The organism is Maribacter sp. C-4077 (assembly GCF_055378385.1).
The window spans coordinates 1226999-1248546 of the sequence record NZ_AP038807.1 but is presented as its reverse complement, the minus strand read 5'-3'; the positions used below and the strand labels follow the sequence as shown (position 1 = coordinate 1248546).

Here is a 21548-nt window from a genome sequence, read left to right as displayed (position 1 = left end):
TCAATTTCAATGTAATAGCTTCCTTATCTCAAGCCTAAGGATTATCTTTGTTGTTTAGAATGAATTTACATAATGATGATAGATAAGAAGGAGGTTTTAAAGGCTTTGGAATCCATTACGGTTCCAGGTGAAGGACATAATATGGTGGAGAGCGGGGCCGTGCGAAACATACAGATTTTTGGGGATGAGGTCGAGGTGGATATTACCATAAAAAACCCGAGTCTTCAGGCCAGGAAAAAAACGGAGGTGGAAATTCTCAAGGCAATCCATAGGGAGGTATACGAGAAAGCCAAGATAAAGGTGAACATCAAGGTAGATGCCCCGGCCACGCCTTCAAAAAAGAACGAAATAAAAGGGAAGCCCATTCCGGGAATTCAAAATATCATAGCGGTGGCCTCCGGTAAAGGAGGCGTTGGCAAATCAACCGTAACCGCAAATTTGGCCGTGACCTTGGCCAAAATGGGGTTCAAGGTAGGGCTGTTGGATGCGGATATTTACGGTCCGTCAATGCCCATCATGTTCGATGTGGCCCAGGAAAAACCTTTGGCGGTGAATGTGGACGGAAAATCCAAAATGAAGCCTGTTGAGAATTACGGGGTAAAATTATTGTCCATTGGATTCTTTACCCAGCCCAATCAGGCCGTAATTTGGCGTGGACCCATGGCTTCCAAGGCGCTGAACCAAATGATTTTCGATGCCTATTGGGGTGAAATCGACTTTATGTTATTGGATTTGCCTCCCGGAACTGGAGACATCCATTTGAGCATCATGCAGGCCATGCCGGTAACGGGAGCTGTCGTGGTAAGTACGCCGCAAGAGGTGGCCCTTGCCGATGCACGAAAAGGGGTAGCTATGTTCCAACAGGATTCCATTAACGTACCGGTTTTAGGAATTGTTGAAAATATGGCCTATTTTACTCCTGCCGAACTTCCGGAGAACAAGTATTACATCTTTGGAAAGGAAGGTGCCAAATATCTATCGGAAGATTTGAACGTTCCTTTTTTAGGAGAGATTCCGTTGGTCCAAAGCATCAGGGAGGCCGGCGATGTAGGGAGACCGGCAGCCTTACAGACCGCTACGCCTATTGAGGCCGCTTTTGAGGAACTCACAAAAAATGTAGTTCAACAAGTAGTGGAAAGGAATGAAAATATACCGCCCACAGAGGCGATTAAAATAACGACAATGGCAGGTTGTTCTGCCGTTAAAAAGAAGTAGTTATGACAACAATGACTTCGGACGACTTAAAGGAAAAAGTGGAAAAGGCATTGGAGGAAATCCGACCTTTTTTACAGAGTGATGGTGGGGATATTTCCTTGATTTCGATTGATAATGGAAATTCCGTCAAGGTAAAACTTCACGGCGCCTGTGTAGGCTGTAGTGTCAATCAGATGACCTTAAAAAGTGGTGTGGAAATGACCATAAAAAAGTATGCCCCCCAAATCGAGGAGGTTATCAATGTGGATTGATAACTTGATAAAAGTCATAATTTTTAAGCTTTCCCGAAAGTAGTTTAGCTAGCTAATAGCGCTTTTCATGATTAAAACAGATATACTTATTATAGGGGCCGGTCCAACAGGCCTCTTTGCCGTTTTTGAGGCAGGATTATTACAATTAAAGTGTCACCTAATCGATGCATTGCCACAGGCAGGTGGACAATGTTCCGAAATTTATCCTAAAAAGCCCATCTATGATATTCCAGGTTTTCCGGAAGTTCTTGCTGGGGATTTGGTGGACAATCTCATGGAACAAATCAGGCCTTTCCAACCCGGTTTTACCTTGGGCGAAAGGGCTGAAACCATTGAAAAATTGGAGGACGGTTCTTTTGTTGTTACCACCAATAAGGGAACCCAACATAATGCCCCAATCGTAGCCATTGCAGGCGGACTAGGTAGTTTTGAGCCAAGAAAACCGCTATTGGAGAACCTTGGGGATTACGAGGACAATGGGGTTTCCTATATTATCAAGGATCCAGAAGCCTTTCGAAACAAACGCGTTGTCATAGCAGGTGGCGGGGACTCCGCCCTGGATTGGAGTATTTTCTTGGCCGATGTAGCTTCTGAAGTCACTTTGGTACATAGAAGGAACGAGTTTCGAGGCGCTTTGGATTCTGTGGAGAAAGTGCAGCATCTCAAGAACCAAGGAAAGATAAATTTGATAACACCAGGGGAAATCGTTGGTCTTAACGGGAACGGAAAACTGGAATCCGTGGTGATCCGAAAGACTTCAAATGCCGCGGAAGATATTACTTTAGATGTGGATAACTTCATTCCGCTTTTTGGATTGTCCCCTAAATTGGGACCTATTGCGGACTGGGGCTTGGAAATAGAAAAGAACGCCATTAAAGTAGATACGTTTGACTACCAGACCAATGTACCAGGAATTTATGCCATTGGGGACGTAAATACATACCCCGGTAAATTAAAACTGATTCTTTGTGGTTTTCATGAAGCCACTTTAATGTGCCAAAGTGCCTATCAAAGAATTTTCCCAGATAAAAAATACGTGATGAAATATACCACTGTGGGGGGTGTTAGTGGTTTTGATGGTTCCAAAAAAGAAGCTCCCAAGGCAGTAATAAAAGCGATTGATTGATTTTAGGAAGTAGTACTTAGGAAGCAGAGTTCAGTAATAATGACCGTTCAAAAATATGAGGATTTAGTGGTGTGGCAAAAATCACAAGATTTTGCAATTTCGAAATATAAATCCTTTTCAGGCTTAAAGGACTACTTCTATAAAGACCAGATATTCAAGGCTTCCGTTTCAATTTCCAAGAATAGAGGAGAGGGTTTTGACCGAAAAACCAATATTGATTTCATAAGATTTCTTTACATTGCCACAAGTTCTAAAAGTGAGGTTAGATCTAGGCTTTGGTTATCTCAAAGGTTGAACTTTTTAAATAGTAGCGAAACACAAAAGTTAATAGATAGTTCCAATGAAATTTCAAGGAGGATTTATGGATTAATCAACTCCATGAAAAATTATTAGTTCTTAACCCTTAACCCTTAACCCTTAACCCCTAACCCCTTTATGGATATAAAAATCAAAATAATCGACCGTGATGGTGTCCTCCACGAAATAGACGCACCCACAGATATGAACATGAACCTGATGGAAGTGGTACGCTCTTATGAATTGGCTCCTGAAGGAACTATTGGAATCTGTGGCGGTATGGCCATGTGTGCATCATGCCAATGCTATGTAAAATCTGACCATGAATTACCGGAGAAAAGTGATGATGAGGAAGCGATGTTAGCGGAGGCGTTCAACGTACGCGAAAATAGTCGACTAGGTTGTCAATTGCATATTACGGAGGCTATGGACGGCTTGGAAGTGGAGCTTGCACCTGAGGAACTCTAATAAATTCAAATTCAAGTTCAAATATAAGAGTCAAGTTCAAGACCAAGCGAAAATTTAAATTTGCACTAGAAACTAGAAACTAGAAACTAGAAATTACTTATCAGGATAGTTACTATTGAATTTGTACTTGAACTTTTGATTACCAATAGTTCTCGACTGCGCTCGAACGGTCAGGTTGTATACTTTTTACCAATAACTAACACAACCAACAACCATCTATATCCTCGCCTGATACGTAAACAGATTGTAATACCTACCTTCTTTAGCAATCAATTCCTCATGGGTGCCCAGCTCGGCAATACGACCGTTTTCTATGACCAATATCTGGTTCGCTTTTCGAATGGTGCTAAGACGGTGGGCGATTACGAAAGTGGTTCGTCCTTTGGTAAGTTCGGCCAAGCTTTTTTGAATCAGGGATTCACTTTCGGTATCCAGATTAGAGGTGGCCTCGTCCAAGATCAATATTCTCGGGTTGGCCAAAATGGCCCGGGCAATGGCAATGCGCTGACGCTGACCACCGGATAGTTTTACGCCACGTTCCCCGATTATCGTATCCAATCCTTTTTCGAATCTATCTGTAAACTCGTTTACATAGGCCGCTTTGACCGCTTCTGTTAGTTCTTCTTCTGTGGCATTGGGCCGTGGGAAAAGTATATTTTCGCGTATGGTACCCTCGAAGAGAAAATCGTCCTGTAAGACCACCCCCAGAAATTGTCTAAAGCTGGTCAAATCGATTTTGGCCAAGTCCTGGCCATCAATGGTAATCATTCCAGAATCAGGATTCAAAAAGCTGGCCGCCAAACCTGCAATGGTCGATTTTCCGGAACCAGAACTTCCCACCAAAGCGATTACGTCCCCGGCCTTGGCCTCAAAACTGATATTGTGCAATACGTCCTTATCCTCCTCATAGGCAAAAGACACATCTTCAAAGCGCATATCCCCTTTAATCTCGGTCAGTTCTAGGGTTCGTTGTTTGTCATCGGCTTCCGTCATTTCGTTCATGAGTTCTTCGGTACGGTCCAATCCTGCCAAGGCTTCGGTCAGCTGACTTCCAATATTGCTCATCTGTACAATAGGGGCTACCATGAGTGCCAGTAAAAAGGTAAACTCAAAATATTCGCCCGTGGTGAGTTCGCCCTGCATCATTTTGTACCCCCCATAACCCATCATAATCCCCGTTGTGGCCAAACCTAAAAGAAAGGTAGAGGAACTGGTCATTACTGCGGTAGCCGTTAGGCTTTTCTTCACGTTTTTATAAAGCCGCTCCACACCATCTTCAAAAACTTTGGCTTCCTGTGCTTCGGCGTTGAACCCCTTAATCACCCTGATTCCGCCAAGCGTTTCTGTCAATCGGCCTTTTACTTCCGCATTTATCTTGCCCCTGTCCCTAAAAACAGGGCGTATGATTTTAAAGGCTTTTAGAGCGATGACCGCAAAAAGAATCAAGGGAATAAAGGTCAACAGGGTCATTGTGGCACTGATTCGTAACAAGAGGATCAATGACCCCACTGCGGTCAAAGTACCTCCTACCAATTGGACCAATCCTGTACCGATGAGGTTGCGAACCCCTTCCACATCGCTCATAATTCTTGAAACCAATGAGCCAGACTTGGTATTGTCAAAGAACCGGATAGGCAAAGCCAATACCTTTTTTTGAACCTGCGCCCGCAATTCCGAAATCATGTATTGGGCCTGTATACTGAGAACTTTGGTGAGAAGAAACGACATTACGGCTTGGACCAAAAATGAAAGGATGACTACGGTTACGAGTAACTTTAAAAAGTCGTATTTTTTATTGGGTACTACGTCATCCAAAAAATAGCGCAAGGATATGGGAGCCACAAAACTGGCCGCTTTACTTATTACGATTAATAGCAACCCGATCAAAACCAATTTTCTCCTAGGCCAAATGATGGTCTTAAATGCCTGTAGAATACTTACTTTTTTATCTGCCATAGTACAAAAATACCTTTTTATGGGGATGTGTAATGAATGGAGTACGATAGAGGTAGTTTTTCTATCAATACACTTTGCTTGGAAAGGTTTCAACCTCTTCTGATATCGTCAACTTATAATCCGGCCATCCTCCATTTCTATGATTCGGTCTGTACGTTGTGCAAAATCATTGTCGTGAGTAACTATCAAGAGAGAAAGACCTTCTTCAATGGAAAGCCGTCTGAAAATATTAAATACATTTTCAGAATTATGGCTATCAAGATTACCTGTAGGTTCATCGCCCATAAGAATCGTTGGATTGTTGATTAGTGCCCTAGCTATGGCTACGCGCTGTTTTTCTCCGCCCGATATTCGTGAAGCCTTTTGCTCTGCTAAATGGCCTATATGAAGCATTTCCAATTTCTCTCTTGCGTTTTGCTCTATTTCTTTTGGGGATTTTTCTCCAAGTTTTTTAGCTGGCAACATCACGTTTTCAATAACACTAAATTCCGATAACAAATAATGAAATTGAAAAACAAAACCAATATTCCTGTTGCGTATCCGTGATAGTTCCTCTTTGGAATTTCCGGTAATAAGCTGCTCATTTAAAAACAGTTCTCCGGTATATTCCGTGTCCATAGTAGAAAGAATATAGAGCAAGGTAGATTTTCCACAACCGGACTTCCCGACTATGGAAGCAAATTCACCTTCCTTAATTTTAAAGGAAATATCTTTAAGCACATGAAAGTCCTTGGGCTTATAAAAATGTTTGTCAATGTTTCTTGTTTCCAGGACCAAACTCATCTTTTTCAAAATATTACTTTGTTTAACCTCATGTGCCCCTAATTATTTTGACCGGATCAATATTTTTCGCTTTGTTGGCGGGAAGATATCCAGCAATAAAAGTGGAGAGTAGGGCAAAAACGATACCTATTATGTAATATAAAGGACTATAATTTATAGGATAAGTTTTGATAGTTGGCAATGCCTCAGTTTCAAACGGTGTATTATCAATCAAAGCAGAAAGGCCAAATCCAACCAAGAGACCCAAAATGCCTCCCATGAATCCTATGATAACTGCTTGACTGATGAAGATAAGTGCTACGTCGTTTCCCGAAAACCCGGTGGCTTTTAAAATGGCAATATCCTTCATTTTTTCATATATGAGCATGTTGAGAATGTTGTATATTCCAAAACCCGCTACAATCAATAAGGTTATGGAAACAGCATAGGTTATCAAGTTTCTTATATTGGAACCCGTTTCAAACTGGGCATTGGCTTCTTTAATATCTATCGCTTTGATATCAAATTGTCGCTCTAATCTTTTTGCCATTGTTGGAGCCAATTCTATATCAAAAAGTTTAATATGTATATCCGTGATGTAGTTTTCGGGTTGTCCCAATATTCGTTGGGCTGTCTTTAGGTTCACGTAGCTTTGTGCATTGTCAATCTCTGCCAATCCACTTTGATAAATCCCTACGATTTTTAGCGGGAAAATGTCGCCAGACACCGTACTAACCTGTATACGGTCTCCTACGGTAAGAGTCATTTTGTCCGCCAACCCAGCTCCCAAAAGAATTCCGTTGGCATTGTTCCTAAGGGCTTCTGGGCTACCTTTTACTATGTAGTCTTTAATATTGGAGAGTCTGGCTTCCTCCATAATATCAGCGCCTATCAACATTCCTCCAAGTTCAATGGAACCTGATAGATAGAATATTTGTGTCTGTAGTTGAGGTGTGGCCCCTTTGACGGCATCATCGGTCTTTAAATACTGTAGAATAGGTAGCGCATTATGGATTTTTTTTTGGCTTTCCTTGGGTTTTATGGAGTTAATTACATTAAAGGTATTTTCAAAATCTGCGTATAAGGAAACTGGTTGCTTTTTGGAAGGTTCTATTTCGTTATACAATCTGATGTGGGGTGTCCGGTTTAGCGTGAGTCCATCCAATAAGTTGTTCAAGCCGGTCATGAAGCCTGCCATGGTAATGTAGGCCCCTATCCCAAAAGTAACAACTAAGGCCGCTGTCACCGTACTTTTCATCTTGGTTAGTAAATGTGTTTTGGCTATTCCTATTATTACGCTCCAATTTATCATTCTATGGGTTTTAGGATAGCTGTATTTTCGTCTATCCCCTCGAGGATTTCGATTAGTTCAAGACTCTGAAGACCAATTTTTAAGGTTACTGGGCCATCCTCTGTTTGTACTTGATTTCCTTTGTTGAGGTAGGATTTGGGTATAGTCAATACTTCATTTTTTTGTGCAATGATGATATTGCCTTCCCCTGCCAATCCAGGATATAGGACTGCTGGAGGGTCAATAAAAGAAGCCTCAACCTTAAAGGTTTGGGAGCGTTGATCCTTCTTTGGATAAATTTTGTAAACATTAGCTTCAAAAACTTCGTTTTTGTATGAGTCCAAGATGACCAGTACTTTTTGTCCTCTGGAAAGTTTTACTATGTCTACCTCGTCTACCAACATTTCTATTATAAAAGTATCACTGCTACCTACCGTAGCAATGGGTTCCATCGTATTTACAATTTCCCCGGGTTCTTTAAACAAGGCGTACACTTTTCCGTTTATGTTGCTCTCTATTGTAAAATCTTGGGTATTGCTCTGCGCTGTAATGTAATTGTTACGTGCTTGTTGCCATTGTGTAGTAAGCTCATTTTTGGTTCGTTGGTAACGATTGATGGTTAAACGAAAGTTGTTCTGGGAGAGCTCATAGGCTAATTTTCTATTCTCATACTGTGCTTTGGAACCAATTTGCTGCTCCCAAAGCCTTTTTTGCCTAAAATAGTTGACGGAGTCGTTTTCCAAGGATAATTTTGCTGACTTTATTTCGTCTTCCAAGGCCTTTAAAACGCCAGAACTACCCTGATAATTTTCTTCCGCCAATTGAAAGTTCAATCTTGCATTTTCCGCATTGAGTTCCGGTGCCGTGTTAACAATCTGAACTAAGGGAAATCCTTTAGGAACCAAGTCTCCTTCCTCTACCAAGTTTCTATGCAGAATTCCAGAAACGGATGCATACGCTTGGTATAAACTGTCCGGTTGTACAGTTACGGAGGCATAGACTGATTCTGTCATGGCCATTTTTTTCGGGTAGATTTTTTCGATTTTTTCTCCACATGAAAACAACCATAACATGGCGAACAATAGAATGCTTTTTTTTAAAAAGGGATATCTAAAATAGTTTGTAAACATAATAACCTATGATAATGGACATGTTAGTTCAAAATCTGTATCCAAACCTACATTAATTCCTATTTCATAAATATGACCATGGTCATATACTTTTTGAATAAGGGCATACAATTATGTATCTTCCAATTCGTAAATATTAAAAATATGAATAAAGTATTTTTTCTCGTTTTTGCATTTTTACTATTTGCCTGTAAATCAAGTAAAGAAAAGAATTCAGAAGTTGAAAAATGGAAGGACCAGGCTTCCCAAATCGAAATCATTCGTGATGATTTTGGTGTGCCCCATATTTATGGCAAGACCGATGCAGATGCCGTTTTTGGATTGCTTTATGCCCAATGTGAGGACGATTTCAACCGTGTGGAACAGAATTATATTTGGGCAACCGGTAGGTTGGCCGAAGTTGATGGTGAGGATGCCATTTACAGCGATTTGAGGGCGAAACTTTTTATGACCGAAGAAGAGGCCAAGGCCAATTACGAAAAAAGTCCGGAGTGGTTGAAAAAATTGTGCGACGCCTTTGCCGATGGTATCAATTATTACCTATATACCCACCCCGAAGTGAAGCCCAAATTATTGACCCGGTTTGAACCTTGGATGCCCATGTATTTTAGCGAAGGCAGTATCGGTGGGGATATCGAACGCATTTCTACCAAAAAAATTGAATCCTTTTACGAGAGTTGGATGGAACTTCCCGTAATGGAGTTGTTGGAAATACAGAAGAAGGAAGAAATGGCGGAACCACAAGGATCCAATGGAATAGCGATATCGGGATCATTAACGGAATCGGGCAACCCCATGTTATTGATCAATCCGCACACTTCCTTTTATTTTAGGGGAGAGGTTCACGTGGTCAGCGAAGAGGGACTGAATGCTTATGGTGCTGTTACCTGGGGACAGTTTTTTGTATATCAGGGCTTCAATGAAAAAACAGGTTGGATGCACACATCTACCTATACCGATGTTATGGACGAATTCAAGGAGACCATTGTAAAGAACGACGGAAAATTGTACTACCAATATGGGGAGGAGCTGCGGCCGGTAGATTCCACATCGGTAACCTTAAAATATACATCGGATACGGGGATCAAGGAACGTACCTTCCCCATGTACCGTACCCACCACGGACCTATCACGCATGCCGTTGATGGTCAATGGACGGCATCGGCGATGATGTGGGAACCGGTCAAGGCTTTGGAGCAGTCGTATATTCGCACTAAACAGGATGGGTATGATGGTTTTCGAAAGATGATGGACATTCGCACCAATTCCTCCAACAATACGGTCTATGCCGACGCCGAGGGAAATATCGCCTACTTCCACGGTAATTTTATTCCGAAGCGGGATGTCAGCTTTGATTATTCTGAACCTGTAGATGGGAGCAACCCCCAAACCGATTGGCAGGGACTTCATACCGTGGATGAAAATATTTTGGTATTGAACCCGGAAAACGGATGGATACAGAATTGTAATTCAACCCCATATACCTCTGCTGCTGAATTTAGCCCAAAAAGAGAGGCGTATCCTTACTACATGTCCAAAGACCAGGAAAATTTTAGAGGGATTCATGCGATTGAATTATTGACTGATCGGAAAGGGTATACCATTGATAGCCTTATTCAATTGGCCCACGACCCGTATTTACCTGCTTTCAAGGCTTTGATTCCGGGACTGGTAAAAGCCTATAATTCCCACGATGATAAAAATCCAAAATTGCAGGAACCCATAGAAATTCTTGAAGAATGGGATTATAAGACCTCGAAAGAATCCGTTGCCATGACCTTGGCGCATTATTATGGCACCGCCATGGGGCAGCGGGCCAACTACCCTCAAGGTCTCAGCGATATGGAACGGATGATTTATTTTGGCGAACACACGGATGAGGGCTTACGCATTTTTGAGGAAGTTGTCGATCAATTGATTTCGGATTTCGGTACTTGGAAAATGCCTTGGGGCGAGGTCAATCGCTATCAACGTCTGAACGGGGACATTGTTCAGGTATTTAACGACAGCCTGCCAAGCGTGGGAGTTGGATTTGCCTCCGGTCGTTGGGGTGCTTTGGCGGCGTATGGGGCTAGATATACTACCCCAGATGCAAAAAATATATACGGTACAAGGGGCAATAGTTTTGCCGCAGTAGTGGAATTTGGTGACCAAGTGAAAGCCAAGACCATTTTGGCGGGGGGACAAAGTGGCGACCCGGCTTCACCGCATTTTGATGACCAAACGGAACGCTACATCAATATTGATTGGAAAGATGCCGCTTATTATAGGGAAGATGTTTTGAAAAGGGCTACAAAAACCTATCGGCCTGGAGAAAGAAGGTAATCTCTTTTGATAGCAAGGTTGTCGGTCCATTTGTTTTTGAGCTTGAACTTGACACTTGAACTTGTATTTGTGTTTGCATTTGAATTTGCTACCCCGGAATCTGTTGGCTCAAACAGTGCAACGTTCCAAAGCCCCAAATCAAATCGATACAATTGATGCCAATGATTTCCCGATCCGGGAAACAATCGGATAGTATATTGAGTGCCAAACGGTCTTTGGGATCATTAAATGTTGGGACCAATACGGCACCGTTTATGATTAAAAAGTTCGCATAACTGGCCGGAAGTTCCAAACCTTCAAATAGGATGGTTTTTGGCATGGGCAATTCCACTACCTTCAAAGGGGAACCATCTTGCAAAACTGCTTTTTGGAGCCTTTTCAGATTTTCTTGCAGCGGTTTGTAATTTTTGTTTTTAGGGTCGGTTTCCACTACTGTCACGACTGTATCGGCATTAACAAATCGGCATAAATCATCTACATGGCCGTGGGTATCGTCCCCTTGGACTCCATCGCCCAACCAAATGGTATTTGTAACGCCAAAGTACTCCTCGAATATAGCTTCGTAATCGGCTTTGGTGAATCCTACATTACGGACCTGAATGGAGGGGTGCAATAGGCATTCTTCGGTCGTAATCAACGTACCTTTTCCATTGACTTCCAGGGCACCACCTTCCAAAATCACTTTTTTACCTTTATAGGTGACTTGGGTCATAGGAACATTCAAATGTTTGGCCACTAAAGAAGGGACGTGTTTGTCCAATTGCCAATTATTGTATTTGGCCCAGCCATTGAAGTTGAAATTCAGTGCTTCCCATTGCGTTCCATTTTTGACCATAATGGGTCCGGAATCGCGCATCCAGCTGCGATTGGTTTTATGTACAATAAAAGATACTTTGGAAAGGTCAACATGGGCCATTTCGAGCATTTCAGTTACGTTTTTGCGATGCGCTTCAGATGCGACCACCAAAAAAACGGTTTCAAAGGCCGCTACTTTTATTATGTACTCTACAAAGGCCCATTTAATGGCCCCAAATTTTCCTGGCCAGTCCTTCCCATTATGTGGAAAACAAAGCAAAACACCTTTCTGTTGTTCCCATTCTGCGGGAAATCTTCTTTTACCCATATAGCTTAATCCAAGGCACGTTTAGTCAGTTCCCCAAAGGCATCGATGCGCCTGTCCCTAAAAAAGGGCCAGTTTTGGCGGACATTCTCTTGAAGGGCCAAATCTACTTCGGCCATTAGTATTTCTTCCTTGTCATGGGAGGCCAAGGCCAATATTTCGCCTTGTGGTCCACAGATAAATGATTTTCCCCAGAATTCGATACCATCCGTATCCGGGATATATTTTTCAAGACCTATCCGGTTGGCCGCAGCTACAAAGATGCCATTGGCGACCGCGTGTCCCTTCATGACGTTCATCCATGCCCCGTATTGGTTTTGGCCATATTGTGCTTTTTCAGCAGGATGCCAGCCAATGGCCGTGGGGTAAAACAATACTTCGGCACCTTTTAAGGCGGTCAATCGGGCCGCTTCCGGATACCATTGGTCCCAACAGATCAATGTTCCAATATTTCCCTTTTTTGTACCGATGGATTGAAAGCCCAAATCCCCGGGGGTAAAGTAAAATTTCTCGTAAAAATGGGGATCGTCCGGAATATGCATTTTGCGGTACAGGCCTGCTTGGCTTCCATCGGTATCAATGATGTAGGCACTGTTGTGGTAGATGCCGGACATTCTTTTTTCAAAAAAAGGAACGATGATCACTACACCCAAATCCTTGGCCAAGGCACTGAAAGCTGTAAAGGAAACATCGCCCAAAGGTTCGGCTATGGAAAAATTTTCCACATCCTCGCTCTGGCAAAAGTAGTGACTGCTATACAGTTCAGGGAGACAGATAACTTCGGCCCCTTGGTGCGCGGCCTTTTTAATCCACTCCATACATTTTTTTCGATTTTCATCGGCGGTATTATTCAAATTGAGCTGTATAACGGCGACTTTGTAATTCTTTGACATCTAAAAATGATTGTTTTGAAAATTAAAGATATTAAATAGAAGATGAATGCCCCAGTTTAAAGGAGCAATTAAACCTAATTAATAAATTTCCAGAGGTACGGGTTATTCTTTGGTAACGATTAGTGTGGCTTTTGAGCCCGTGGATAACAACCACTTGTTGGAATATAGGAGCTGTCCTTTTTCATCGTATACATCCACTTGGGCCGTATTTGGTGCGGAAGAACCGTGGTTCAATGCCTCAAAGTCTATTTTGTTGAACCCTGACTGTAGGTCTACGTTGACCCCTTTAAAGGCTCCTGTCAACAAAAGGTTGTATTCGACCACTACATCATTGACATAGATCTTGACCCGATCACCATCCACATATTCGTGGTCCCTGCAAACGATGCCTATGAATTTTCCATTACTCTTGATATCACCAAGATATTGGTCCGGGAAGAATTGGCCCGACCCGTTCATGCGCTCGCCTGGGCCAATGCGCGGATCTATCTTAAGTCCCGTTCCTGCTTGTACGAGTTCTTCGTCCGGAAGCATTTTCACTGGATTTTTAGTGGTCATATCCAGTTTGGGCTGTTCCTTTATGACCGATGGAATGTTCAGAACACTGCCGGAATTAGTGGTACCCGAATTATCGATAGGGTTGACCGATTCAATCTTCAAGGGTTTCTGCGTAGGTAGGTCCGTTTGGGCCTGAATCCACCCAAAAGACAAAAGGCAAAGGAAACTAGTAAATGAATTACGTCCGTTCATTAGGATATCCATAATCGGAATAAAGATAGCAAATACCCTGCCACAGGGACTTAACGGGGTGTTAAATTCGATTATCGTAACCCTTGCCTTCTTAATCCGGTAAATGTTCCTGTAGGAAGCGAACGAAATTTCCGTGCATGATATTTTCGATGTCCGTTTTTGCATAGCCTCTTTTTTCCAACATACCCGGAATTTTTTGTAGATCGGCAATGGTATCGATATCTTTTGGTGACTGTTCCAAACCAAAACCACCGTCCAAATCGGTCCCGATTCCAACATGTTCCGAGTTTCCGGCCAACTGGCAAACATGGTCAATGTTCTGAATGGTATGTTCCAAAGACACTCCGGTACTTTCTGGAGTTGACTTCCCACGAACCCAGTTGGGTACCATCATCCAAGCGTCCAATGCCATACCTATTACAGCCTTTCGGGTAATGAGTTCCTTGATCTGTTCGTCCGAAAACTGACGGTTATGATCCACAAATTTCCGGCAATTGTTATGACTGGCCCAAACCGGGCCTTCATATACGGCCATGGTCTCCCAAAAACTTTGGTCGCACAGATGGGTCGCGTCCAGAATCAGGTTGAGCTTTTGGATTTCCTTTAGCAGTTCTTTTCCTTTGATGCCGATTTCCCCAACGGAATCCGTTCCATACGCATAGGTTCCCGGGCCGTAATGCGCAGGCCCAATGGCGCGCAGGCCCTCTTCATAAGCGGTGTGGAGATACTCCATGGTAACAATGGAATCCGCACCTTCCAAACTCAAAATATAACCAATGGGCGAATTTGATTTATCTTGGTTCCATCGCTTGAAATGGTTTTTGAATTGGGTTTTTGACCGAATCTGAAAAAGGTGCCCCTCTTTTTCCATGGACCTGTACCAAGCCAATTGCCCTTGGGTCTGTGCCCAAGCTTGGTGTGGGGATTTCCATCCCAGTAAATTATTGCCAGGCTTTACATAACGGGCAATCTGTGTCGCCACACAGATACCTATGTTTCCCTTTCGCATTGCCTCAAAGGAAACCGTGTTCTTCCCCCGATCGGGCTTGTCCGTCATGCCTTTTTCACTGGCCCTGATGGCGGCAACGGACCATGTAAGATCTCGGTTCCACTCCATGGCGTTCATGGAAAGGTCTAAATGGGCATCCAGGATAAACATGCTAAATGGTAATTTTTTGGTTACGGGCGGCTACCTTCCATGCATCGGTAATGTGACCCTTGTCCACTACCAGAAGTTCGTCGTATTTGGCCACCGTGGGGCAAATATGTTTGGGTATCGCATAATGCTCCGAGCCTATTTCCATTACTTTCAGGTCATCATATTCCACGACCAAGTGCTCTTCAGATTGGCCAATTTGTCTTTCATGTCCCAAGCTTAGAAACTCCACCCTTGGAAAGGGCATTTCCGGGGCAATGGATTTATGGCCCAGATCAAAACATAGGATGCCCGCTTTGGGCTTGCTAATGATCCTAGTGAACAATACGGCCGCGGGAAGAAAATTCATTTCGGGGAAAAGATTGCCGTAACCTGCATCCCATAAGAGCGTTGTACCCGGACTGGCTATGACGTTTTCCCTTTTACAATGAATGGGGAAAGTTGGTGATCCCCCGGCGATGATAATGGGGTTTGGAAGCTTGGCCTCCAAAATTCTTTCTTTCAATTCCAAGACCGAATCGAAGGCTTTATCGCAATCCTGTTTTCTGGTATCAAAATCGGGATTTCTCAGATGACCATCGTATACGTGTAAGCCGAGAATTTTCAAATGGGGATTTACGGATACATATTCATATAATTGAAAGGCCTTTTCATCTGGGGCAATGCCCGTTCGGTTCATGCCCACGTTCAAATCGATATACAGACCGATTTTTTCATCGTTCTCTTTCCCCGATGTTGCCAATGTATCGGCAATGGCAGAGGTATCCGTCAGTGCCGAAAACTTGGTATTGGGGAAGGTTTTCATCAAGGTGATAAATCGGTCTATATTGGCGCCCACGGGCTGCATGGCCAAAAGTACTTCGGGAGCACCGCAATTTCCCAGCAGTTCGGCTTCGGCGATGGTAGCGCATTTGAATTTTGTGATGCCACGTTCCAGTTGCATCTGAACGATTTCCGCACATTTATGGGTCTTGATATGGGGGCACAACTTCTTCGCATCCCCCGTCATACCTATCATCTCCTCAATGTTATGGATGATCCTCTCCTTATAGACTAATAAGGATGGGGAAATGACCTTTGTACTATCCTTCAGCCGATACCATGTTTCTTCTCCCATAATTTTTAGTTAACAAATCGATATTTTAATACGTATGCGGGCAAGTTCATTAGTATTTCCAAAACAAATCCCTTAATAAGAGTTTATTTGTGAAGTTCAAACATTGCCTCGATTTCCACGGCGATACCTCCCGGAAGCATCATGCCCACGGCACTTCGTACGCCTACGCCATTTTCGGCACCAAAGACATCTGACATTAGTTCGCTGAAGCCGTTTATTACCAAGGGATGGTCCTGGAAATCTGGGGTACAGTTCACCATTCCCAGTGTTTTCACCAAGCGTTTGATCCGGTCTACCTCCCCAAAATGGGTAATGATGGTGGATAACATGGTAAGGCCAACGTGTCTTGCACCCAGCTTTCCTCCGGCCAAATCAAGGTCATGGCCCACCCTTCCTTTGTAGAGCGATCCATCTTTTAAAACCGGTCCTTGACCGGAAACGTATAAAAAATTATCGACCACCAATATAGGTCGGTATAGACCGGCCGGTGGGGGAGCAGGAGGAAGTTCCAGACCTAATTCCTGTATTTTTTTGGAGATACTCATTATACTATAATTTATATAAACTGATTCAAGATCAAAACACCTATAAGACCCATGACACCTACGGTCGTTTCCATCAAAGTCCATGATTTAATGGTATCCTTAATGGAAAGATTAAAGTACTCTTTAAATAACCAAAATCCGCTGTCATTTACATGCGAAAGCATAAGACTGCCAGATCCAATGGCCAACACCATAAGTTCCGCGCTGGTGCCCGTACCTTCGATCAGCGGCAGAACAATACCTGCAGCGGTCAACCCTGCGACCGTGGCCGATCCTACACAAACCCTTATGATCGTTGCGATCAACCATGCCAATATTAGCGGTGAAATGGAAGATCCGCTTAGGGCATTTCCAATATATTCGCTTACCCCACTATCTACCAATACCTGTTTTAAGGCACCTGCCCCGGCAATGATCAATAAAACCATGGTAATACCCTTTACGGCCTCACCAACGGTATCCATTACTTCCTTCATTGATTTTCCACGGGCCAAACCTAACGTGTAGATTGCTACCAATACCGAAAGAAGCATGGCCATCACTGGGTCCCCGCAAAAAACTAAAATAGAAGTTAGGAAGGAATCGGCAGGAAGAAAAAGTGCGGCCAGGGCCGCAATCGCCATAAGGATTACTGGAAGTAGGGCCGTAAAAATACTGATTCCGGTTCCTGGCATTTCATCATCCGTAAGTATGGTGGGGTTCATCAATTCTTTTAAAGGGGAGGCCTTGATATTTTTCATTGTTCTGGACAAGAACGGTCCCGCTACCACTATAGCCGGAATGGCCACGATGATACCATACAGGAGCGTTTTGCTGATGTCCGCATTAAAAGTCGCCGCTATGGCCGTAGGGGCGGGATGCGGGGGAAGGTAGCCATGGGTAACGGAAAGGGAAGCAAGCATGGGAAGGCCCACATAAAGTAGTGGTAAACCTGTGGCTGCGGCAATCGTAAATACCAGGGGCACCAAAATCACAAAACCAACGGAATAGAACATGGGAATGCCCACAATAAAACCTGTGAGCACTACGGCCCATTGAATGTTCTTTTTCCCGAATTTATCCACCAACTTTGTGGTTATTCGTTGTGCGGCCCCACTTTCCGCAACCAGCTTGCCCAACATGGCGCCAAGCCCTAATATGAGAACGAGGAAGCCCAGTATGTTTCCAATACCTTTTTGAATGGAACTAACAACGGCAATGGGTTCCATTCCTTCGGTAATTCCCACAAAAAGGGAAACCAAAATAAAGGAGATAAAACCGTTGAGTTTGAATTTTGCGACCAAAAGGAACAAAAGAAGGATTCCAAGGACTACGATGACAAGAGGCATGGGTTGTTATTGGATTGGTTTGTAAACCCGAATATAAGATAATTTTTTAGGAGGAAGGTATCGCTTCCATGCCGATTCCATTTTCCTTAAAAAGTATAAATTTCCTGACCTATCCGTAATTTTTAAGGTTTGTAAAATGCAAGTGCTCCTTTTTTAATACTTTTAAGAAAAGACCCTATCCTGATGAACAAAAGAGATTTTATAAAGCAATTGGGTGGTGCGGCGCTCCTTTCCCCGTTTTTGGCACTTCCCCAGTACCCTTTGGAAGAATCCCAAACCCCATATCCCAAAAATGAGGATGCTTTCTGGCAGCGGATACGCGAGGATTACTACCTAAAACCGGATTATATCAATCTGGAAAACGGCTACTATAACTTCATTCCAAAACCTACCATGGAAAAGTATATACGGCACATCCATATGGTGAACTATGAGGCCTCCTATTACATGCGTACGGTACAATGGGAAAATAAGGACAAGGTTAGGGACCGTTTGGCACAATTGGTAGGTGCTTCTCCAGAGGAACTGATTATCACAAGAAATACAACGGAGTCCTTGGATATGATCATTGGGGGTTATCCATGGCAAAAGAAAGACGAGGCCATCTTTGCACAACAGGATTATGGGGCCATGAAAGACCAGTTTGGTTTGGTGGCAAAAAGGTTTGGTGTTGTCAATAAGGTCGTTTCCCTTCCCAACCATCCGGCCTCCGATGAAGAAATCGTTTCCCTATACGAATCCCAAATAACCCCAAGGACGAAATTGTTGATGGTCTGCCACATGGTTAACATCACGGGACAAATCCTACCTATCAAGAAAATATGTGATATGGCCCATAGCCACGGGGTTGAGGTAATGGTAGACGGTGCGCATTGTGTTGGACATATTGATGTAAATATCGCGGAACTTGGGTGTGATTATTATGGCAGTAGCCTTCATAAATGGCTAAGTGTTCCTTTGGGCAGTGGCATGTTGTTCGTTGCAAAAAAACACATCGCCAAGATTTGGCCCCTTTTCGCTGACCATACGGATGAGGTGCCCGAAATCAGAAGACTTAACCATACGGGGACATTGCCCGTTCATACCGATTTGGCCATAGACGATGCTATAGATTATTTGGAAAATATCGGACTACAAAGAAAGGAAGACCGACTCCGTTATTTACAACGGTATTGGAGCGATGCAGTCCGAAACGTGGAACACATTGTGGTAAATACCCCTGTAGATCCCCACCGAAGCTGTGGTATTGCCAATGTTGGCATAGCACACATGAAACCGGCCGACTTGGCCAAAAGCTTGTTGGAAGAATACAACATATTTACCGTAGCGATTGATTATGCCAATGTTCAGGGCTGTAGGATTACCCCAAATATTTATACGACCACCAAGGAACTTGATGCATTTATAATTGCATTGAAGACATTGGCGAATAGAGTTTAGATCATTGCTGTCGTTTCTTTTTTAAACCAAAGAAGGGCTGTAATAACGGAATTTTTAGAATTAAGAAATGATATATCAACCAGCTAAATCCAAAAGTTCCCAAAATAAGGAGTGATGCCTTTGGAAATAGTCCCCAAGAAAGGTCCATTAAGAAGTAAGCCAAAACAACGGTGACTGTTTGGTGAAGGATATAAAAGGGATACACGGCCCTATTGGCATAGGAAAGAGAGAAACTTTTATGGTTTAAATATTTTGCTGCAAACCCAAAAAGCACCAAAATCCAAGACCAAATATTGCCTACTTTAAGTAATGCTTCGGTAAAATGGACCACATATCCGTCTTCCAAAAATATCCAAATGAAAACTTGGCTCAGAAAGGTGAAAACACCTATTAAAAGTGCTTTGAATTTTAATTCCTCCACAACTTTCCAAAATATATCTCCGGTAGAAATTAGAAGAAAGCCGTAAAAAAACAAGACCAAACTAAAGCTAAAGTTGAACCAGTCGTCTATCAATGCATGGGTTATATCAAAAAAAGGTTCTACCAATGCTTCCAAAAGGTAGAGTGGCAAAACGAACCAATATATACCAAAGGGCTTGCCAATGATTTTTTTAATCCAATTGCTAAAACGGTTTTTGTTATTTCTTAGGTAAACGAACAAAGGCCCTAATAAAAGTGAAAAAACAAGTAGATAAGGTAGGAACCATAGGTGGTGCCAACTTATGTTGCCTACTGGATATACACCTTTAAAGGCAACCGAGGTAAAATACTCTAGATAAGATCCTGAAAATTGGTGTTTGGCCAATCGTTCCATATAAACTTGAGGAGGTACAATGAAGATCATACCGAATATAAGGGGTATCCCTAATCTTCTAATTCGTTCCCAACTGAACTGACCAAGATTCCTTTTAGATAATGCTAAGTAGGTACCCATACCGGAAATAACAAACAATATGGGCAATCGCCATTGGTTTAAAAATGGCATGGGCCACTTTAACCAATCGTAAATCACATTGTTTTTGATATGCCATCCCCAGGGTACAAAAAACATTCCTACATGATAAAAAATAAGCAATGCGAATACGATAACCCTTAGCCAGTCCAAATCGTATCTCCTAATAGTGGTCTCCATGATTTACTTTTTCGGCAAATATCGACCTGACCTTAAAATGGACAAATTTTTAGGGTACGCTTACTGTCCTGAATTACAATTTTGGAGAAAAAGACCTTATATATGCGGATGGTGAAGTGCCTGTGTGCTTTTTAAATGCAGAATAAAACGCGGATTTCGACTTAAAACCCGCCATTGCTCCTATGGCCTCTATGGTCAAATTGGAAAAGCCGGGGTCTATCAATTTCCCTTGGGAGAAGACTATTCTTTTCTGATTTATAAAATCGTTGAAATTGGAATGTTTACCTTGATTTATAATTTTTGATATATGGTTTGGATGAACTTTTAGAATAGTGGCCAAATCGTTTAGTGAAGCATCTTGGAGAAGAAAATAATTGTTTTCATCTACATAGGATTCAATACTAACAAGATTTAGGTTTGATTTAGATTGACCAATGGTTTCATACTTGTCCGCAACCCAGGATTTTTCAAAAAACCGGGATTCCGAGACCAAGACATAGGTTGTTAAAAATGCAAGACAGCTGTTGAAAATACCCAAGTAATGATCTCCTCCATCGTCATCAAATGAATAGAAGATTGAAAATATGAGTACCAGTAATATGAACAGAACTATAACCGTATTTCGTGTGAAAATATATTTACTGGATTTGTTCTTTACCCCAATTTCTTTTAATCTGGATTTTTCTTCCCATACCATTTTTAAGGACAATATTGTATAAAAAAGAAATGTAGCAAGTATCAGCCAATCAAAAATATCTTTTATGTAATGATAGCTGTAGTTAAAAGATTCCGGTATCCTGGCACTAGGAAACTTCGAATAATAGGCACCAATATAGGCATTGTATTTCACCGATATTGGAGCCAAATAGAATGGAATCTGCGACAAAAAATATCCAATTGGTATCATAAAGTGCAACCAATGTTTTTTGAAAGTAACATTCTCTCGTTTCAAAAAGCAGTAAATGGCCAGATAAAGTGTTGGTCCTATAGTTAAAACCAAGGCTTCTGTGGAATCGTTTAGAAACAGCACATATTTAATTTGACCTGTGTAGCAAACATAAACATCCAAAAAAATAAGGGCGGTAGCCAAAATGGAAAACCCCAACCATTTAAGGCCAACATTGTTGCTGGAATTAAGAAGGAGTACAATTGACAGGAAGGAGCTTTGGACTACCCCCAAAAACATTATGGTTGAAATAAGATTATGACGTATTGGAATGTATTCGATAAGCCTGTCAAGTTCCAC

At 42.4% G+C, this 21548-nt stretch carries 20 protein-coding genes; 7 read left to right on the top strand and 13 right to left on the bottom strand.

Going from position 1 to position 21548, the window contains the following annotated elements; all coding sequences use genetic code 11:
* Positions 1–72: 72 nt before the first annotated feature.
* The 5 genes from ACZ41C_RS05375 to ACZ41C_RS05355 all read left to right on the top strand — a co-directional run bounded on the left by ACZ41C_RS05375 (position 73) and on the right by ACZ41C_RS05355 (position 3357).
* Positions 73–1215, top strand: a complete 1143-nt coding sequence (locus ACZ41C_RS05375; protein ID WP_464564864.1) for an Mrp/NBP35 family ATP-binding protein — start codon at positions 73–75, stop codon at positions 1213–1215.
* 11 nt (positions 1216–1226) lie between these two features.
* Positions 1227–1466 (top strand): NifU family protein, encoded by a 240-nt coding sequence (locus ACZ41C_RS05370; protein ID WP_138257341.1) that lies wholly within the window; start codon positions 1227–1229, stop codon positions 1464–1466.
* Positions 1467–1533: 67 nt separating this feature from the next.
* A complete protein-coding gene (locus tag ACZ41C_RS05365; RefSeq protein WP_464564863.1) occupies positions 1534–2592 on the top strand; it encodes an NAD(P)/FAD-dependent oxidoreductase in 1059 nt (352 codons plus the stop codon).
* 39 nt (positions 2593–2631) lie between these two features.
* Complete coding sequence (locus ACZ41C_RS05360; protein ID WP_138256992.1) at positions 2632–2985, top strand: four helix bundle protein; 354 nt, start codon at positions 2632–2634, stop codon at positions 2983–2985.
* A 42-nt stretch (positions 2986–3027) separates the two neighbouring features.
* Positions 3028–3357, top strand: coding sequence for a 2Fe-2S iron-sulfur cluster-binding family protein (locus ACZ41C_RS05355; RefSeq protein ID WP_138256993.1), 330 nt, complete (start codon positions 3028–3030; stop codon positions 3355–3357).
* 216 nt (positions 3358–3573) lie between these two features.
* On the opposite strand, the gene ACZ41C_RS05350 is transcribed toward ACZ41C_RS05355, so the two are convergent.
* The 4 genes from ACZ41C_RS05350 to ACZ41C_RS05335 all read right to left on the bottom strand — a co-directional run bounded on the left by ACZ41C_RS05350 (position 3574) and on the right by ACZ41C_RS05335 (position 8379).
* Positions 3574–5313, bottom strand: coding sequence for an ABC transporter ATP-binding protein (locus tag ACZ41C_RS05350; protein WP_138256994.1), 1740 nt, complete (start codon positions 5311–5313; stop codon positions 3574–3576).
* A 108-nt stretch (positions 5314–5421) separates the two neighbouring features.
* Entirely contained in the window at positions 5422–6096 is a 675-nt protein-coding gene (locus tag ACZ41C_RS05345) for an ABC transporter ATP-binding protein (RefSeq protein ID WP_464565706.1), read from the bottom strand.
* 28 nt (positions 6097–6124) lie between these two features.
* Complete coding sequence (locus tag ACZ41C_RS05340; RefSeq protein WP_464564862.1) at positions 6125–7387, bottom strand: ABC transporter permease; 1263 nt, start codon at positions 7385–7387, stop codon at positions 6125–6127.
* Positions 7384–8379, bottom strand: a complete 996-nt coding sequence (locus tag ACZ41C_RS05335; RefSeq protein WP_240042649.1) for an efflux RND transporter periplasmic adaptor subunit — start codon at positions 8377–8379, stop codon at positions 7384–7386. Before ACZ41C_RS05335 ends, ACZ41C_RS05340 begins: the two co-directional genes overlap by 4 nt.
* A 261-nt stretch (positions 8380–8640) precedes the next feature.
* On the opposite strand from ACZ41C_RS05335, the gene ACZ41C_RS05330 reads away from it, so the two are divergent.
* Positions 8641–10821, top strand: coding sequence for an acylase (locus ACZ41C_RS05330; RefSeq protein WP_464564861.1), 2181 nt, complete (start codon positions 8641–8643; stop codon positions 10819–10821).
* An 88-nt stretch (positions 10822–10909) separates the two neighbouring features.
* Here ACZ41C_RS05330 and ACZ41C_RS05325 read toward each other — a convergent pair whose 3' ends face one another.
* The 7 genes from ACZ41C_RS05325 to ACZ41C_RS05295 all read right to left on the bottom strand — a co-directional run bounded on the left by ACZ41C_RS05325 (position 10910) and on the right by ACZ41C_RS05295 (position 17730).
* The gene (locus ACZ41C_RS05325; RefSeq protein WP_464564860.1) at positions 10910–11944 is read right to left on the bottom strand and encodes an agmatine deiminase family protein; all 1035 of its coding nucleotides are present in this window, start codon (positions 11942–11944) and stop codon (positions 10910–10912) included.
* Between the two features lie 5 nt (positions 11945–11949).
* On the bottom strand, positions 11950–12834 hold the full coding sequence (locus ACZ41C_RS05320) for a carbon-nitrogen hydrolase (protein WP_464564859.1): 885 nt from the start codon (positions 12832–12834) through the stop codon (positions 11950–11952).
* A gap of 102 nt (positions 12835–12936) precedes the next feature.
* A complete protein-coding gene (locus ACZ41C_RS05315; protein WP_430905250.1) occupies positions 12937–13596 on the bottom strand; it encodes a hypothetical protein in 660 nt (219 codons plus the stop codon).
* Between the two features lie 79 nt (positions 13597–13675).
* The gene (locus tag ACZ41C_RS05310) at positions 13676–14743 is read right to left on the bottom strand and encodes a dipeptidase (protein ID WP_464564858.1); all 1068 of its coding nucleotides are present in this window, start codon (positions 14741–14743) and stop codon (positions 13676–13678) included.
* 1 nt (position 14744) lies between these two features.
* On the bottom strand, positions 14745–15857 hold the full coding sequence (locus ACZ41C_RS05305; RefSeq protein ID WP_464564857.1) for a D-TA family PLP-dependent enzyme: 1113 nt from the start codon (positions 15855–15857) through the stop codon (positions 14745–14747).
* Between the two features lie 83 nt (positions 15858–15940).
* Positions 15941–16402 (bottom strand): RidA family protein, encoded by a 462-nt coding sequence (locus tag ACZ41C_RS05300; protein ID WP_154918033.1) that lies wholly within the window; start codon positions 16400–16402, stop codon positions 15941–15943.
* 11 nt (positions 16403–16413) lie between these two features.
* Positions 16414–17730 carry a gluconate:H+ symporter gene (locus ACZ41C_RS05295; protein WP_138257002.1) on the bottom strand — a complete coding sequence of 439 codons (1317 nt, stop codon included), beginning with the start codon at positions 17728–17730 and terminating at the stop codon, positions 16414–16416.
* A gap of 183 nt (positions 17731–17913) precedes the next feature.
* On the opposite strand from ACZ41C_RS05295, the gene ACZ41C_RS05290 reads away from it, so the two are divergent.
* Positions 17914–19170, top strand: a complete 1257-nt coding sequence (locus tag ACZ41C_RS05290; protein ID WP_138257003.1) for an aminotransferase class V-fold PLP-dependent enzyme — start codon at positions 17914–17916, stop codon at positions 19168–19170.
* Between the two features lies 1 nt (position 19171).
* Here ACZ41C_RS05290 and ACZ41C_RS05285 read toward each other — a convergent pair whose 3' ends face one another.
* Both ACZ41C_RS05285 and ACZ41C_RS05280 read right to left on the bottom strand, forming a co-directional pair.
* Complete coding sequence (locus tag ACZ41C_RS05285; protein WP_464564856.1) at positions 19172–20302, bottom strand: acyltransferase family protein; 1131 nt, start codon at positions 20300–20302, stop codon at positions 19172–19174.
* Positions 20303–20375: 73 nt separating this feature from the next.
* Positions 20376–21548: a helix-turn-helix domain-containing protein gene (locus tag ACZ41C_RS05280; RefSeq protein ID WP_138257004.1), complete on the bottom strand. Its 1173-nt coding sequence runs from the start codon at positions 21546–21548 to the stop codon at positions 20376–20378.